General features: G+C 61.3%; 15 protein-coding genes. 7 read left to right on the top strand and 8 right to left on the bottom strand.

Annotated elements, in window-relative coordinates:
• Positions 1–115 precede the first annotated feature (115 nt).
• Positions 116–1,066, bottom strand: coding sequence for a thioredoxin-disulfide reductase (gene trxB, locus IPJ76_13330; protein QQR85584.1), 951 nt, complete (start codon positions 1,064–1,066; stop codon positions 116–118).
• Between the two features lie 168 nt (positions 1,067–1,234).
• Here trxB and IPJ76_13335 point away from each other — a divergent pair, with 168 nt between their 5' ends.
• On the top strand, positions 1,235–3,094 hold the full coding sequence (locus IPJ76_13335; protein ID QQR85585.1) for a T9SS type A sorting domain-containing protein: 1,860 nt from the start codon (positions 1,235–1,237) through the stop codon (positions 3,092–3,094).
• A gap of 22 nt (positions 3,095–3,116) precedes the next feature.
• Here IPJ76_13335 and IPJ76_13340 read toward each other — a convergent pair whose 3' ends face one another.
• Positions 3,117–3,425 (bottom strand): rhodanese-like domain-containing protein, encoded by a 309-nt coding sequence (locus tag IPJ76_13340; protein QQR85586.1) that lies wholly within the window; start codon positions 3,423–3,425, stop codon positions 3,117–3,119.
• Between the two features lie 384 nt (positions 3,426–3,809).
• Here IPJ76_13340 and IPJ76_13345 point away from each other — a divergent pair, with 384 nt between their 5' ends.
• From IPJ76_13345 to IPJ76_13360, 4 genes are read left to right on the top strand one after another with little or no spacing between them, the layout of a single operon-like run.
• On the top strand, positions 3,810–4,799 hold the full coding sequence (locus IPJ76_13345; GenBank protein QQR85587.1) for a hypothetical protein: 990 nt from the start codon (positions 3,810–3,812) through the stop codon (positions 4,797–4,799).
• A 21-nt stretch (positions 4,800–4,820) separates the two neighbouring features.
• Positions 4,821–5,468 (top strand): hypothetical protein, encoded by a 648-nt coding sequence (locus IPJ76_13350; GenBank protein ID QQR85588.1) that lies wholly within the window; start codon positions 4,821–4,823, stop codon positions 5,466–5,468.
• A 3-nt stretch (positions 5,469–5,471) separates the two neighbouring features.
• Positions 5,472–6,263 carry a sensor histidine kinase gene (locus tag IPJ76_13355; protein ID QQR85589.1) on the top strand — a complete coding sequence of 264 codons (792 nt, stop codon included), beginning with the start codon at positions 5,472–5,474 and terminating at the stop codon, positions 6,261–6,263.
• On the top strand, positions 6,238–6,933 hold the full coding sequence (locus IPJ76_13360; GenBank protein QQR85590.1) for a response regulator transcription factor: 696 nt from the start codon (positions 6,238–6,240) through the stop codon (positions 6,931–6,933). The genes IPJ76_13355 and IPJ76_13360 overlap by 26 nt, the downstream gene beginning before the upstream one ends.
• Positions 6,934–6,936: 3 nt before the next feature.
• Here the strand turns inward: IPJ76_13360 and IPJ76_13365 are convergent, their stop codons facing one another.
• The 6 genes from IPJ76_13365 to IPJ76_13390 form a co-directional block, all read right to left on the bottom strand.
• Positions 6,937–7,467, bottom strand: a complete 531-nt coding sequence (locus IPJ76_13365) for a hypothetical protein (protein ID QQR85591.1) — start codon at positions 7,465–7,467, stop codon at positions 6,937–6,939.
• Between the two features lie 70 nt (positions 7,468–7,537).
• A complete protein-coding gene (locus IPJ76_13370) occupies positions 7,538–7,816 on the bottom strand; it encodes a hypothetical protein (protein QQR85592.1) in 279 nt (92 codons plus the stop codon).
• 68 nt (positions 7,817–7,884) lie between these two features.
• Positions 7,885–8,646: a hypothetical protein gene (locus IPJ76_13375; GenBank protein ID QQR85593.1), complete on the bottom strand. Its 762-nt coding sequence runs from the start codon at positions 8,644–8,646 to the stop codon at positions 7,885–7,887.
• 264 nt (positions 8,647–8,910) lie between these two features.
• The gene (locus tag IPJ76_13380) at positions 8,911–9,648 is read right to left on the bottom strand and encodes a hypothetical protein (protein QQR85594.1); all 738 of its coding nucleotides are present in this window, start codon (positions 9,646–9,648) and stop codon (positions 8,911–8,913) included.
• Positions 9,645–10,022 carry a hypothetical protein gene (locus tag IPJ76_13385; GenBank protein QQR85595.1) on the bottom strand — a complete coding sequence of 126 codons (378 nt, stop codon included), beginning with the start codon at positions 10,020–10,022 and terminating at the stop codon, positions 9,645–9,647. The genes IPJ76_13380 and IPJ76_13385 overlap by 4 nt, the downstream gene beginning before the upstream one ends.
• A gap of 5 nt (positions 10,023–10,027) precedes the next feature.
• Entirely contained in the window at positions 10,028–11,800 is a 1,773-nt protein-coding gene (locus IPJ76_13390) for a hypothetical protein (GenBank protein ID QQR85596.1), read from the bottom strand.
• Positions 11,801–11,947: 147 nt separating this feature from the next.
• Here IPJ76_13390 and IPJ76_13395 point away from each other — a divergent pair, with 147 nt between their 5' ends.
• Entirely contained in the window at positions 11,948–12,115 is a 168-nt protein-coding gene (locus tag IPJ76_13395) for a hypothetical protein (protein QQR85597.1), read from the top strand.
• Positions 12,116–12,572: 457 nt separating this feature from the next.
• Positions 12,573–14,114, top strand: a complete 1,542-nt coding sequence (locus IPJ76_13400) for a hypothetical protein (protein QQR85598.1) — start codon at positions 12,573–12,575, stop codon at positions 14,112–14,114.
• The last annotated feature ends 218 nt before the right edge of the window (positions 14,115–14,332 follow it).

Below are 14,332 nucleotides of genomic sequence, written 5' to 3' on the forward strand. Positions count from 1 at the left end.
GGTGCGAATGTGCGCATGATCAGTGCACGCACCGCGGTCTGACGTACGAAGGGCAGCAAGGCCACATCAACCGCATGGCAATGGGCGACTTGTCAGGCGGGTGCACCTTTGCTGTTCAGTGCCTGCCGCTCGCCGCTAGGAAACGCTCGGCGTCCAACGCGGCCATGCAGCCCGTGCCGGCGCTGGTCACCGCTTGGCGGTACACCTTGTCCGCCGCATCGCCGGCCACGAACACGCCAGGGATCTTCGTGCTGGTGCGGTCGGGATCGTGCTTCAGGTAGCCGGCGTCGTCCATATCGAGCCAGCCGGTGAAGAGGTCGGTGGCGGGTTTGTGCCCGATGGCCACGAAGAGGCCGGTGACATCGAGCTTGCGCTCCGCGCCGGTCTTGTTGTTGATGGCGATGAGGCCCTCCACGGCGTTGGCGCCCAGCACGTCCTTTACCTCGGTGTTGAAGAGCACCTCGATGTTTGGCGTGTGCTCCACACGGTGCACCATGGCTTTGCTGGCGCGGAACTCGCCCTTGCGCACCAGCATGTACACCTTGGGACAGAGCTTGGCCAGGTAGGTGGCCTCTTCGCAGGCGGTATCGCCCGCACCCACAAGAGCAACGGTCTGGCCACGGAAGAAGAAACCGTCGCAGACGGCGCAGGCGGTAACGCCGCCGCCCATGTCGCGCAGGCGCAGCTCGTTGGGCAGGCCCAGCCACTTGGCGCTGGCGCCGGTGCTGATGATGATGGTATCGGCGTGGATCTCGGTCTTCTCGTCCACCCACACCTTGTGCACCGGTCCGGTAAGGTCCACCTTGGTCACCCAGCCGCTGCGGATGTCGGTGTCGAAGCGCTTGGCCTGCGCTTTCAGGTCTTCCATCATCTCCGGGCCGCTGCGGCCGTTGGGGTAGCCGGGGTAATTGTCCACCTCGGTGGTCTGCGTCAGCTGGCCTCCGGGCAGGGGGCCTTCGATCATCACGGGCTTCAGGTCGGCGCGGGCGGCGTAGATGGCTGCTGAATAGGCGGCGGGGCCCGATCCGATGATCAGGCATTTGACGTGCTCGGGGGTGGTGCTCATTGTTGGGGGCGCGAAGCTAGCTCGGCACTCGACTGACCGGGGTCATGGTGCAAGCCGGATCGATCCCTCGCTCCCATCGGACCGGTGGTCCGGATCATGTCCGTCCGTCAGGGGCTTCCGCGGAACAAGAAAAGCGTTCCGACGTATGAGCGGCCACATCCGTCGATCATGAGAAACCTTTTCCTGCTCGTTCTGGCCCTGCCGAGCGCCGTGATGGCCCAGGGGATCAATGCCTACGCGGAGATCACGGCCGTGAGCGGTACGACGCTCACCGTGGGTAGTTCCTATGAAACGGTCACGTCGTTCGCGGCGGGCAAGGACATTGTGATCATGCAGATGCAGGACAATGTGATCGGCGCGAACACGGCCAACAACGCGAGCTTCGGCAACCTCAGCGCCATCCAGCAGGCTGGGCTTTACACGGTGCGAGAGATCGCTTCCGTGGCCCGTACGGGTCCCACCCTGATGTCCATAACGCTCACGGCAGTCCCAGGGGTGAGCTTCAATACGTGCGCCAACTGCAGGGTGCAGGCCATCACGTTCGAACTGCTCGGTGGCGGCGGCAACCACACGGTATCCTCCCCATTGGCCCCCGCATTGGCGTGGAACGGCACCTTGGGCGGTGTGCTGGCCTTCCAGGTCGGTGGTACGCTCACCGTTGCGGCGAACATCACGGCCGATGCGGTCGGGTTCCGTGGCGGTGCACGTGATCGCTTCAGCTACACCTCCCCGTGCAACACCACGGATTATGTGTGGAGCAGTACAGCGGCCGGCACCGAGTTCTTCGCATCGAAGGGCGAAGGCATTTACCGCAATACCAACACCGCGCTGGACGACGGTCGGGGCAAGATGATCAACGGTGGGGGCGGTGCCAACCAGATCAACGCCGGCGGCGGCGGTGGCGGCAATTTCACTGCAGGCGGCAGCGCTCCTTTGGGCTGGAGCTGCACGGGCGATGCCGGTGGCATCGGTGGCGTGGCGTTGGGCGGGCACGTGTCCGCTGGCCGTGTGTTCATGGGCGGCGGTGGCGGGGGCGGCGAGGGCAACGACGATGTATCGACCAACGGTGCCAACGGTGGTGGCATCATCCTCATCGATGCGGCACAAATGGTGACAACGGGCACATGCTCCGTGCGCATCTCGGCCGATGGCGGTACCGCTGCCAATTCGGGCAATGACGGGGCAGGTGCCGGTGGGGCCGGTGGCAGCATCGTGCTCCAGGTGCCTTCCTATTCGTTCTCCGCTGCATGTCCGCTCACCATACGCGCCAACGGCGGCAACGGCGGCAGCGTGAACTCCAGCACGCACGGCGGCGGTGGCGGTGGCGGGCAAGGAGCCATCGTCTTTTCCGGCCCTGTGCCCACCACGAACGTGGTCGTGCAAACGAACAACGGAACTGGCGGATGCGATCAATCGGGCTGCAGCAGCCGCGCCGGCAACGGATCGGGCACCAACGGTGCGGGCATTGTGCCGAGCAGCTCCGGTCCGTTGCCCATCGAACTGCTCGACTTCGCCGCACGCCCCGAAGGAGAGCACGTGCACGTACAATGGGCCACGGCCACCGAACGCAACAACGACCACTTCACCGTGGAACGCTCGCGCGATCTCGAGTTCTGGGAAACCGTGGTACAAGTGCCCGGAGCCATCAACAGTTCAGCCGAGCTGCGTTATGCCGTTCTTGATCCCGCCCCGCTTCCAGGGCTTTCCTACTACCGCTTGGTACAGACGGACACGGACGGCTCCGTGGAGGTCTTCCCCGCAGTGGCCGTGAACAGGAACGGGAGCGATGCACCTTTCGTCATGTACCCCAATCCCGCGAACGACCGCCTAACGGTGGTCTTTGCCGGCATGGATGCCACAACCGCGCTGCGCCTTGTGGATGAACTCGGCCGAACGGTGCCGCTGCCGTTGCGCATGTCCAGCGGCATGGCCGAGATCGACTTGTCCTTCCTGACGCCGGGCGTCTACACGGTGAGCTTGCAGCACGGCAACGCGCAACAAGCGCAGCGTTTGGTGGTGCGGCACTGATCCTACGCGTTCACAACGCGCTTCACGGCTCCGTGGGCAGCCCGGCATCCTGCCAGCCGGTGATGCCCGCTTGCATGCAGTACACATCGGTGAAGCCCAGGCCCACGGCGGTTCCGGCGGCCATGCCCGCAGCAGGGCACTCAGGGCTCCAGCAGTAGAACACCAGCGTACTCGACTTGTCGGCCGGGAGCAGCTCGGCGGTGATGGCGTCATACAGCAGCAGCTTGGCGCCGGGCACGTGCGCGAACGCATAGTTGTCGGCCTCGTTCACATCAATGATGTGCACCTGCTCCAACCGGTCCTTCAGCACCTGCGGTGCAATGTCCTTCACCTGGGCCGCGGCCTGTCCTGTTTACGCGGCTGCGCCCAGCACCATGCAGAGCGTGAACAGGAGCAGGATCAGGCGGTGCATGAACTCTTGGCCAGCGCGGGCCCAGTGCCGGCGACCGCGCGCGGCGCCCGGCAACGAACGTGAGCAGGGTGTGGGGTCCGTGGGCAACATGGGGTCGTGTGTTCTGTGCAACAAAGAGGCAGAGGACGGACCGAACGGACAATACCCACTTGGGGTGATACGCTCAGGGCTTGCCCAATAGCCCCCAGCGGAGGGCGAAGAGGACCCGCTGGGCAAAATGCGTTGGTGCATACCGTGGAAAACCACGGTTGAGCGGATGGGAAAAGCGGGTTGGTTTGTGGACCCCCCAAAAAAACATCTCACATGCCCGTCTCCCTTAAGCTCAAGAAAATCAAGGATCAATTGGCGTCGCTTGCGCCGATCCTGACCATATCAATTCTCCTCATTGCGTGCGGCGGTTCGCCGACGGAACAAGGCGGGACCGTGCCCGAACAGAACGACCCGCGGGCTTTGGTGGTGCCTGCTTTGGCAGGAATACCGGATCCACCGGTCGCTGAGATCCCCCTGAGTTGCGTGAGGTCCGATTTCGACTCCTATTTCAAGAGCCGTCCTAGCGCTCACGATCCAATGCGCTCGGTGCTTCCGGCTCATGTTGATGTGCGCTGGGCCAGCTTGCGGCAGAAGGTTTCGGCCGTTACGGTCGTTGGCAACCAGAAGCGGGGGGTCCGAATTCATCATGGTCTATCTACCCAAGGCGCATCGGCAGGATCACATCATCGGTACATGATAGCGGTGGAGGTCGTTCTGTTGATACCAACCTCCAGCTCGCGCATCTGGGATGTTCGTGAGGTGAACGGCGCTACCTACGTGGTGGACATGGCGGGGGTTCTGCAATCGATCGGGGCGACCTGGAACGACACAGCGACCTATTTCAATTCGATGTTCGTGCGGCGTACGAACGAAACGGCCGCAGTCCATGAACAAGTGAGCAGGGGTTACGACACGAGAACATATCTTTTCGAGTGGGAGAACAGGTTGGAATTGTTGATGAACCATAACAACGCGGCCGCGTTGACCGACAATGACAAGGTTCGCTTCGCGAGTTTTGCCGAACCCCTGGAGCGTTTCACGTCGAACACACCTCCTCCGCCTGCTATCGAGTTCGACCTGCGGCATCACGTCTGTGCCATTGACGTGAACGGCACAGCGGAGAATGTCGACAATGAACCCATCGTTGCTGCTCAACCGTTCCGTGGCAAAGCTGCCGACATAGGCACCCCTTGCCCCCCACGTTGTAAGCTGAAGGCCGCGTTTCCGGACCACGGCATAGCTGTACGCACCCCCTGCCCATGATGAAGAGGAGTATTATTGGCCATGACCCTCGAACAGGTCCTGGCCGTAGGAAAAGTCGTCTTACCGTTCGTGTCCGCAACAATTCTGTGGCTAGACCACAGGCGGTCTCCTCCGCGTACCATATGGCTGGTAGTGCAGATGCTCTTGGCGGCGAGCGTGGAATGCTATGCGGCTTATCTGGCTTCCGGCGGCAGCAACAATCTGTGGGTCTACAACTGGTACGTGCCGTTGGAGTTCGTGCTGCTGCTCCTGTTCATCGGTCCCGGCATGACCGGGTTGCGATGGAAGATAACGATTGCTCTGGTTGCCGTTGCGTTCGTGGGGCTCTGGTGGGCGGATATCCACATTTGCACACCGCAACAACGATTTGTCAGTTCGACGTACATCGTGGGGGCGATGTTCCTCACGGCGATGTTCGTGGCGCATCTCGTGCGGCTGTCCGTTCACGCGGATGTACCGTTGATCCATCAGCCGATGTTCTGGAATTGCCTGGGCCATGTTTTCTTTTTCGCCGGCATGATCCCGACCCTTGGCTTGCTCAATGTCATGAACGAGCGCGATCCCGACTTAGCCGATAAGCTCTATCGGGTGAACGACGTGTTGTTCTTTTTGCGTTACGGACTGATTTCATACTCGCCATTTATGGCTGTGCAACGCTCATCGTTTTGATCGATGCTCCCTGAGAACGAACTGGTGCTCACGGTCATCGTTAGCACCCTCACCATCCTCCTCTTCATCGGCCTCGTCGTGCTCCTGCTCGTCATCAACCAGCAGCGGCGCACCAAGCACCGCGCCGAGCTGGCCGAGGTGGAGGTGAAGCATGCGCAGGAAGTGCGCGCGGTGGAGCAGGAGGTGATGCGCGACACCCTGGCCGAAGTGGGGCGCGATCTGCACGACAACATCGGGCAGTTGCTCAGCGTGGCCCGCATGGGCGTGGTGCAAATGGGCAAGGTCGCCCCCGACGATCCGCGACCGCCGCAGGTGAAGGAGACCCTGGACACAACCATCGCCGAGGTGCGCCGCCTCAGCAAAGCGTTGGTGGCCGAGCGTTGGAACGAACTGTCGTTGGCCGATATGCTGCGCACCGAGTGCGATCGCATACAGCGCAACGGTCCGGTGCTGGTGTCGTTCACCACTGCCGGCCACGAGCCGTTGGTGACCCCGGACCAGAAGCTGGTCATCTTCCGCATCTTCCAAGAGGCGGTGAACAACGCCCTGAAACATGCCGGCACCCAACGCATCAACGTTTCGTTAAGCGATGGTGATGGCATCCGCCTCAGCGTGCAGGACGATGGGCAGGGCTTCGACGTGCAGGGACGGATGGAGAGCGCCGCCGGGCAGGGCTTGCGCAACATGGTGCGCCGGGCGGAAATGATCGGCTATCATTGTGAGGTGACCTCCCGGCCCGGTGCGGGTACAGCGGTCACGCTTGCCCCGCATGCCCAGCTCCCCACCAGCGGCTAACGGCTCACCTGACGTTCCCGTTGCCCTCATCGACGACCACACATTGGTGCGAAAGGGGCTGGTGGAAGTCATCAACGGATTGGGCGGCTACAAAGTGGTGCTGGAGGCGGCCCACGGCTTGGACTACAAGGAGAAGGTGAACGGCGGACCGCGCATCGAACTGGCCATCGTGGACCTAAACATGCCCGTGATGGACGGCTACCAAACCCTCGATTGGATCCGCACCGCCTGCCCCGAAACACGCGCGCTGGCCCTCACCTTCGACGGCACCGACGATGCCATCATACGCGCGGTGCGGAGCGGCGCACGCGGCTTCGTGCTCAAGGACGTGGAACCCCATGACCTGAAGACGGCCCTGGACCACATCAGCGCCACCGGCTACTACCACACCGAACTGGTGCACCAGAGCCTGATGCACAACTTCGACAAGAAGACCAGCGACGAGCGTGCCCGCGACAAAGTGCTGGAGCAGATCACACCGCGCGAGCTGGAATTCCTGAAACTGGTGTGCGACCCCAAGGAATTTACCTACGAGCAGATCGGCGACCTCATGGGCGTGCACCGCCGCACGGTGGACGGTTTCCGGCAGAACCTCTTCGAACGCTTCGGCATCCGCAGCAAGACGGGGCTGGTGTTGTTTGCCGTGCGTTGGGGGGTAGTGAAGGTGTGACCTTCACTGAAAAGGAGGAAAGGGCCAGCGAGCGGTAGTGTCGGCCTTGAGATCCTGCACCGTGCGGATCCAGAGCAAAGCACCAGTGGAGTCGAAGGTCGCGATGCTCTCAGCGGCTGGCACTGGCAGCGGCACTGAGTGTGAACCGTGGGCAATCACCGGCGCTGCCGCGAACGAACAATGCACGTACAGCTTGCCCGTGTTGGCGATCGTGTTCACCATGCGGTCGTTGCCGGTGGACCCCAGCGTGCGGTGCCAACGGTAGTTGCCCGATGTGTCGAAGGCGGCCACCACCACGTCGGCGTCACCGAGCGCGGCCGACATGCGCACGCCATCACCGGGGGCCATGTCGCGCGGTTGCTCCAGGGTGCATGCGATGTAGTACATGGTGCCTGTGCCGTATGTGACACATGAGACGCCATCGACAGGGCGGATGCGTGCTGTGATGAGGGCATGGCGCTCGGCGGCTGTTGGTGCATCGAGAGCGCCTTTGCAGAAGAGCCGGATGATGAGCACCACGGAAGCAATGGCCATGCATAACGTGAGGACGATCAGCGCCCAGTGCCAACCTCGAAAGGCGGTTCGCCAGGATGCCATGCAGCAATCATCCTGAACCCGCCCAACCTCCGCCATCCTTGTTCGCCACATAGCGCGCCCTGCCCACGGCGGCCAGGGTTTGCAGCAGGCGCTCCATCTCCTCCAACCGCTTTTTCGTGCGCTTGCCTTCGAAGTGCCCGGCGATGTCCTCCACGGTGGCGGGTGCGCTTTGGGTGGCCTGCACATCGCACAACTCGGCCATGAAGAGCTGGGCGTTGGCCCTTTCGGCCGCGCCCGCCAGTTGCCACTTGGTAATGAAGGCTTGCAACGCAGCAGGGGTGGGCATGGGGGTGAAAGTAGGAGCGGGAGAAATCCCACGGACCAACGCTACCATGCCCAGCCAGGCGCAGCGAACTACTCGCTTGGCAGCGTACCCAAAACTTGGCGAGTGACCTCCTTGGTTTGGCGGTACTCGATACCATACTGCAACGAATCGCCGGGTACGGTTATACCGTCCACGGATAGGTCGAGCAGGCCTTTTCGGTCCGTCATTTCGGTGGTGTCGAGGATCAACGTGTGGCCGTAAGCCAACCAAACCCTTACGGTGTCCTTGGGTGCAAAGCTGCCGCGAAGGTGAACGGTATGATCGCGCTGGGCATATTGCACATCAACGAAACTGGTATCGGCTGTGGAGAGCAGCTTCTCCGCTTGCTCACATCGCGTCGTCTTGTCCCTGTCCAGTGCTTGCTTGTCGCGTTCAAGGAACATTTGCAGGACGAGCGCTGCAACCATGGCCATGGCCCCACAGTGTGCCATGAGCTTTGCAACCCGAAGCCGCTTGGCGAGCACGACGATCTGACCTGTCCGGACGGCCTTGCACTGTTCCCAGCTCTCAGGACTGAACTCCACCAATTCGCCGGGCAGCACGGCAATCGTGGTGTACCACTTCCCGATGACCGCGATCAGCACCGGTATCAACAGCACCCAATACTGCCAGCCGTGCGTTAGTTGAACAAAGTAGCTCTCGACCAGTGCGGTAATGGTGTAACCCGTGATAAGTCCTGTGAGGTAAGTGCCCACGGACTCCAAGCCGGTTGTCAGCCGATCATAAGCGGTGTCCACCAACTTATGGCCTTGTTCGCGCCAGTAGGCCTTGTAGTCAACTTCGTCAGGCATGACAGGTCAGTTTTTGCGTTGTTGGACCGGGCACTGCTCGTCGCCGAAGAAGTAGTCATGTCGGTGTCCACGATGGCAAACCAGATTGTACTCCGTTGGTGTTGGAAGCTCGAGCTTCGTATACGTGATGGTAGGTACCACAACCGTGGTCGGTTCCACGCACGCATCGCATGGGACGTGTTCGCCTTTGTCATTGACGGCGCCTTTGCACTTGAATCTCATGGGTGGTGGGGTTGGATGTTTGTGTTGACGCTTGTTCAACGGTCAGTCGTTGCTGTACAGAATGGTGAGCGTGTCGCTCTCTACGCCGGCACAGGTGGCCAACACCAGAACGGTATCCAGCGGAAGCAACGTGGGGGAAAAAAGGTCAAGGTTGATCTGGTACGTGGCTGAGCGGCTGGTCTGCGTGAACGGGGCAGTGGTGAAATTGCCAACAGGTGCTTCGCTTCCGTTGACCACATGCCAAGCCTTGTACGTGAGCGGCAACCCCGTGCTCGTGAAGCCTGTGTTCTTGAGCAGCGTTGCAGTTAGCTGTACCAGGTGGGTGGCCGAATCGCAAGTGACCGTGGGAGTGGTGAGCAATACCGTGTCGGGTGGGGAGGGGACTGTGGTGATGCGCGATGTTTCCATGTACTGGTCATCGTCACCTACCCAAGTGCTGAAGTGCACCGTCGTCGGCTCGCGACCCGGCAGCCAACGGGCTGTGGCATTCCCTTCTTCGTCAGCTTCAACGGTCACCTCAAGTGCGCTGGTGGAAGTCCCGGCAGGGGTGGTCCAGCGGCCACTTGACGCGTGGAAGTGGACCGTGCGGATATCGGCTGAGTTCTCGTCGGTAAGCTGCACCGTCATTTCCACCACCGTTGCGCTGTCTGCCGGTACCGAAGTGCTGGGCAGGTCTGCGATAAAGAGTTCAGGGGTCAGGAAGGTCTCCGGCTCCTTTCGGCATGCCACTAGCGCGAAGACGCCGATGATGAGAACCGATAGATGTGATAGCGGTCTCATGGGCAAGTCGATTTGTAGGTGATCGTGGCTTCTGCTTGGCTTGTGCCGTTGGTGTCGAACACGGTGTAGGTTACCTTGAACCAGTCGGACGGGGTTTGGTCTTTGAGCTCGTATTTGACCTTTCGCACCGCACCGTCATCCACAGAACCCAGGTTCACCTCTACTTCACTGCCCGTTGATGGCGAAGAGTTGGCATTGCCCACTTTCAACTTCCTGAACGACTGGCTAGGCCGATGTGTGACCTTGGCTTTGAGCTTTGCGTTCGTGACGGTACCGTTGGTCTCGATGAAGAGGTCGTCGATGAGTTCGCCGGAGGCCATGTCCAATCGGCGGCAGTTGCCGCTGGTGATGGTGACTTTTTTGATGTTCGGCATGGTGTTCAGTTTTCGGTGATGAGTTTTGCGGCCCGCGCTGAGTTGAGTTGTGTGACGTAGCCTTGTAGGTCGATGTCGAAGCTCAAGGCCAGGTACATGTTGGCGTGCACCTTGTAATCACTGCGCAGCGGATGCGGATCTTGTCGGCGCGACCAAAGCACCCCGCCGTTGAATCGTAGCATCTCCGTCAGTCGCAACCCGGCCCCGGTGAGCAGCCCGATCTTGTTTCCGATGGCACCCTTCCACTCAGGATTGTCGGTGGTGAAGTCGTTTGCCGTCAACCCGAAGTTGAGCGACCATGCTGTAGCCCAGCGGTTGCGCGTTGCCAGAAGCTTCCGGTTGCTACGGAGAATGCTGTATGGGACTTCGCGGTTGATGGGCACCGGATGGAACTGGATGCCGTAGAATGTGACGAAGGATGATGGTGCATAAGCACCGAAAGGAATGGCTACGCCGAGGTCCGGTGCGATGTACCAGTCCGCACGGGTCTTGAAGGTGCCGGTCGTATTCACGGTGACAGCCACCTGTGAATGCAGCTTCAGGTCCAAGTTGGTGATGGCATCCGCGACCATGGCGGTGATCTTCGTTGCATCATCCTTCAAGTCCGTGAACAGTTGCTCGTTGTCTTGGAGTTTCGTGATCAGAACCTCTTGTGTCAGCTTGATCAGATAGTCGAGCAAGGCCATCCGTGCCGTCGCGCTCTTCAGTTCCTTGGAACCTTTCTTGAGTCCCGGTAAGCGGGCTTTGACACGGTTGTGCTCCACCTGCCAAGTGGCTACGGCAGCAACTATATGTTCGCTGGAGGCCTTCAGATTTGCGATACGGCCCTCCAGGGTATTCAGACCTTTTGCGTTCTGCACCCATGGCCCGCCTTGATAGTTCGTATGGTCGTGGCTCAACGTTCCTTGTAGCAGTTCCGAGAGTGTGACGCTCTTTGCCAGGGAATCCTTCAGCATAGCCCTGAGAGTGTCCCGCTCGCCTTGGCGAGTGTTTCGCGGATAGTTCTCCAATGAAGGTATTTCGTAGTCGCGAGCTACAGTAAAGTGCTCTACCATTCCGGTGCCCGCGGGAACGAAAACTCTGGTAAGCGCGCCGGCGATGTCGTTCGTGTTCCCCACAGTACCCTGCGCTCCCAGCCGCGCCGCGATGACTTGTAGTTCCTTGTCAAGATCCGCGAACTGGGACTTAAGCACACGACCCAAACGGTTTCTTACGGTATCGAGATCGGATTGCCCAGTGAGCCCGGCCATCTGATCGGCCAAGTAGCCAGCCAAGTGAGCACGCATCCGCTTCACCACCGTGTCTCGAACGTTGTCAGGGAAAGCCATGCTTACATCCAGGCAAAAGAGGTAGTGCTGGTTGGGTTCAAGCGGTGGCACGGATAGTATGGGCTTGGCTTCCTTGGCCGCAGGATTGTAGTTCCATGCGGCAAGGCAGTTCGCCGAGTCGCAGTAAAGGCAATGCGCAACACAGCTATCACCCTTGCATGCGCCGCAGTCGCGCTTTGCTCCCAGCGGCACGAAAGCGAAGTCCTTCTTCCCCAGCTTGCGTACTTTCAATGTTGCGCACCGCAGGTTTTCCGTGCCGTCCAACCGCAATTGAAAGGGAACATCGAACGGCAGGTTGCGCTGGTTTTCGGTCAGGTAGCGTTGCGTATCGGCAGGCAGAATTTGCCCCGTTAGCATGTCGTAGACCCAGCCGCTACCCACCGCATAGCCCTTTGCCTTCTGTGCACTTAGGGTCAATGGTGTCGTGCTGCAAACGGTGAAGGCGACCAAGACAAGAAATGAGACGGTACGCATGGTGGGCGGATTTGTGCGCACAAACCTTCCCTTATCCACACCCCCTTACCAGCGTCCTACTCACACCCACCACCCGTGCTTTTGCACGGTAAGCCGGTGCGGGCGTTTGCGGTGGTTTGCCGCATGCACAACCAAAGCGCCGCTGTGCTTGCCGCCAAGGCCCAATACGGCCTTACCGACCGCGAGATCGAGTACATCAACTTGGTGCTGCGCCCCAACGAACCCAGTGTGCACGAGATCGCCGAGCACATGGGCCGCGGTGCCAATACCGAGGTAGCTCGCGTGACGTAGGGAGCGAGCGGAGCGCCCCCGCACCGCTTCGGGTGTAACGAGTGCTACACACCCGCAACGCCTCGGGTGTAATTCGATGCTCGCGCTCGGCTCTACCCCGTGTGAGAGTTGAGCATGTGGTTGCCGAGTGCGCTTCGGTCTTGGGTGTGCCGCCCGCCTTTGCCGCTCCGCCTACGCGCTTCTCTGGCCTACCTGCTCCCTGCGACTTTCTGTGGTCATCCTGTAAACGACAGCTCCCATCCTGTTCCCGTTTGCCGTCATCGTGTTGCCAACGGCGGCCATCGTGTGCAGCGGCCTCGACGCCACCAACGTCCTGGCCCCCTTCGGCAATAGGGCCCTGCACCCTGCGTTGCTGCGCCTGAGCGGTATAGACCGGCGCGCGATGCGCATGGTCCGTGGGACGGACAGCGCCGTGCCTACGCGACTTTCGGAACACGAACCCCAAACCTTCCACCTCATGCGCTCTCCTTCACTCATCCTCGCCCTTGCCCTGTCCGTTGGCCACGGCGCGTTGCGCGGGCAGGTCGCCGATCCCTCCTTCGGCACCGATGGCTACACCACCGTGGATGTGAACGGCGGCGACGAACAGTTCTTCGATGTGGCCGTGCAGCCCGATGGCAAGGTGTTGGCCGCCGGCACCGTTTGGGGGCTCAGCAATGGCCTGGCGCTCGTGTGCCGCTTCATGGCCGATGGCGCGCTCGATCCCACCTTCTCCGGGGACGGGGCCTTCATCGACGGCTTCGGCAATGCTGATGCGGAGATCCGCGGTGTGGCCCTGCAACCCGATGGCAAAGTGCTGCTGGCCGGCTCCGTGTCCTCGTGGGATTTCGGCACAACGCAGGCGTTCGTCCTGCGCCTCAATTCCAACGGTACCATGGACGGTTCGTTCGGCGTGGGCGGTTATGCCATGTTGCCCAGCACGTCGTTCACCCACTTCAACGAGGTGGCCGTTGATGGCGAAGGGAACATTGTTGCCGTGGGCATGCAGCACGACGGCGGTGGCGACCTGCTCGTGGTGCGCTTCGACCCCAATGGCGAGCTGGACGCCAGCTTCGATGATGCCGGGCTGCATGTTTCCGACATCGGTGCCTATTGGGACGAACTCTACGATGTGCGGATCATGGACGATGGCAGCATCGTATGTGCTGGCGGCACCAACGACGATGGGCAGAACACCACCGCCGTTCTGCTCAAGCTTTCCGACGAGGGTTTGGCGCACCCTGATTTCGCTGGTGGGGCAGGGTTCGTTGAACCGACGGGCGCCGGTGCGGCCACCGGTCTGCACGTTCTGCCCGACGGCCGCATTGTGGCCGCCGTGGCCCATGCACCCGGCATGCAACCCGCCGTGGTACGCGTGGTACGCACCCAGGCCGATGGATCACCGGACGCATCGTTCGGCACCGCCGGGCACACCGATCTGGCGCTCGGCACCGGCGATTGCATGTGGGCTGGTGGCGTGCATGCCGATGCGGCGGGCCATGTGCTTGTGGGCGGCAATGTGCGCGTCGGCTGCAACGGCGTAGGCAACTTCTTCCTGGCCGCGCTCTGGCCCGATGGCAGTGTGAACGATTTCTTCGGCAACAACGGGTACTTCGTCACCACCAATGCCGCGCTGGCTTCCGGTGGAGCGGTGGATGCGCCTGGCATGGCCATGTTGGACGGCCGCGTACTGCTGGCCTCCTCCACGATGGATGGCACGTTGGACGGCTTGGTGCTGGCCGTTGGTGGGGCAGCCTTGGGCGTAACTCCGACCAACTCGACGGTTCAACTGCAGCTGCGCCCGCAACCCGCCGGTGATGCCGTGTGGTTGCCGACCTCTTTGGGTCCTGTTGTGGACGAGGTGATCGTGTTCGATGCCACCGGCCGGGCCGTGCTGGTGGAGCGCCTTCGGTCCACGGCCGTCCCGCTGGATGTAAGCACATTGCCCAACGGGCCATATACCGTGGTGCTGAACAGTACGCTCGGGGTCCACAATGCCAAGTTGCTGGTGCAGCGCTGAGGCCTCCGGAACACGCCAGGGAACGCAACCGCGCACGCCCCGGAACGGCCGACTTGCGGTTGGGTCGTCAGTGCTCCATCAGCACCGCCCCACCGTTCGGGGCGTTCATTGGCCATGAGCAAAGTGCGCTTGCCAGGCATGGCAATTTCGTCAGAACGGTTTGCGTGCCCGATGCCGCACCATCGGGGCGCGCCAGGTATGCTTCTCTTTGCGCACCC

This window comes from Flavobacteriales bacterium (genome assembly GCA_016699575.1).
GTDB lineage: Bacteria > Bacteroidota > Bacteroidia > Flavobacteriales_F > PHOS-HE28 > PHOS-HE28.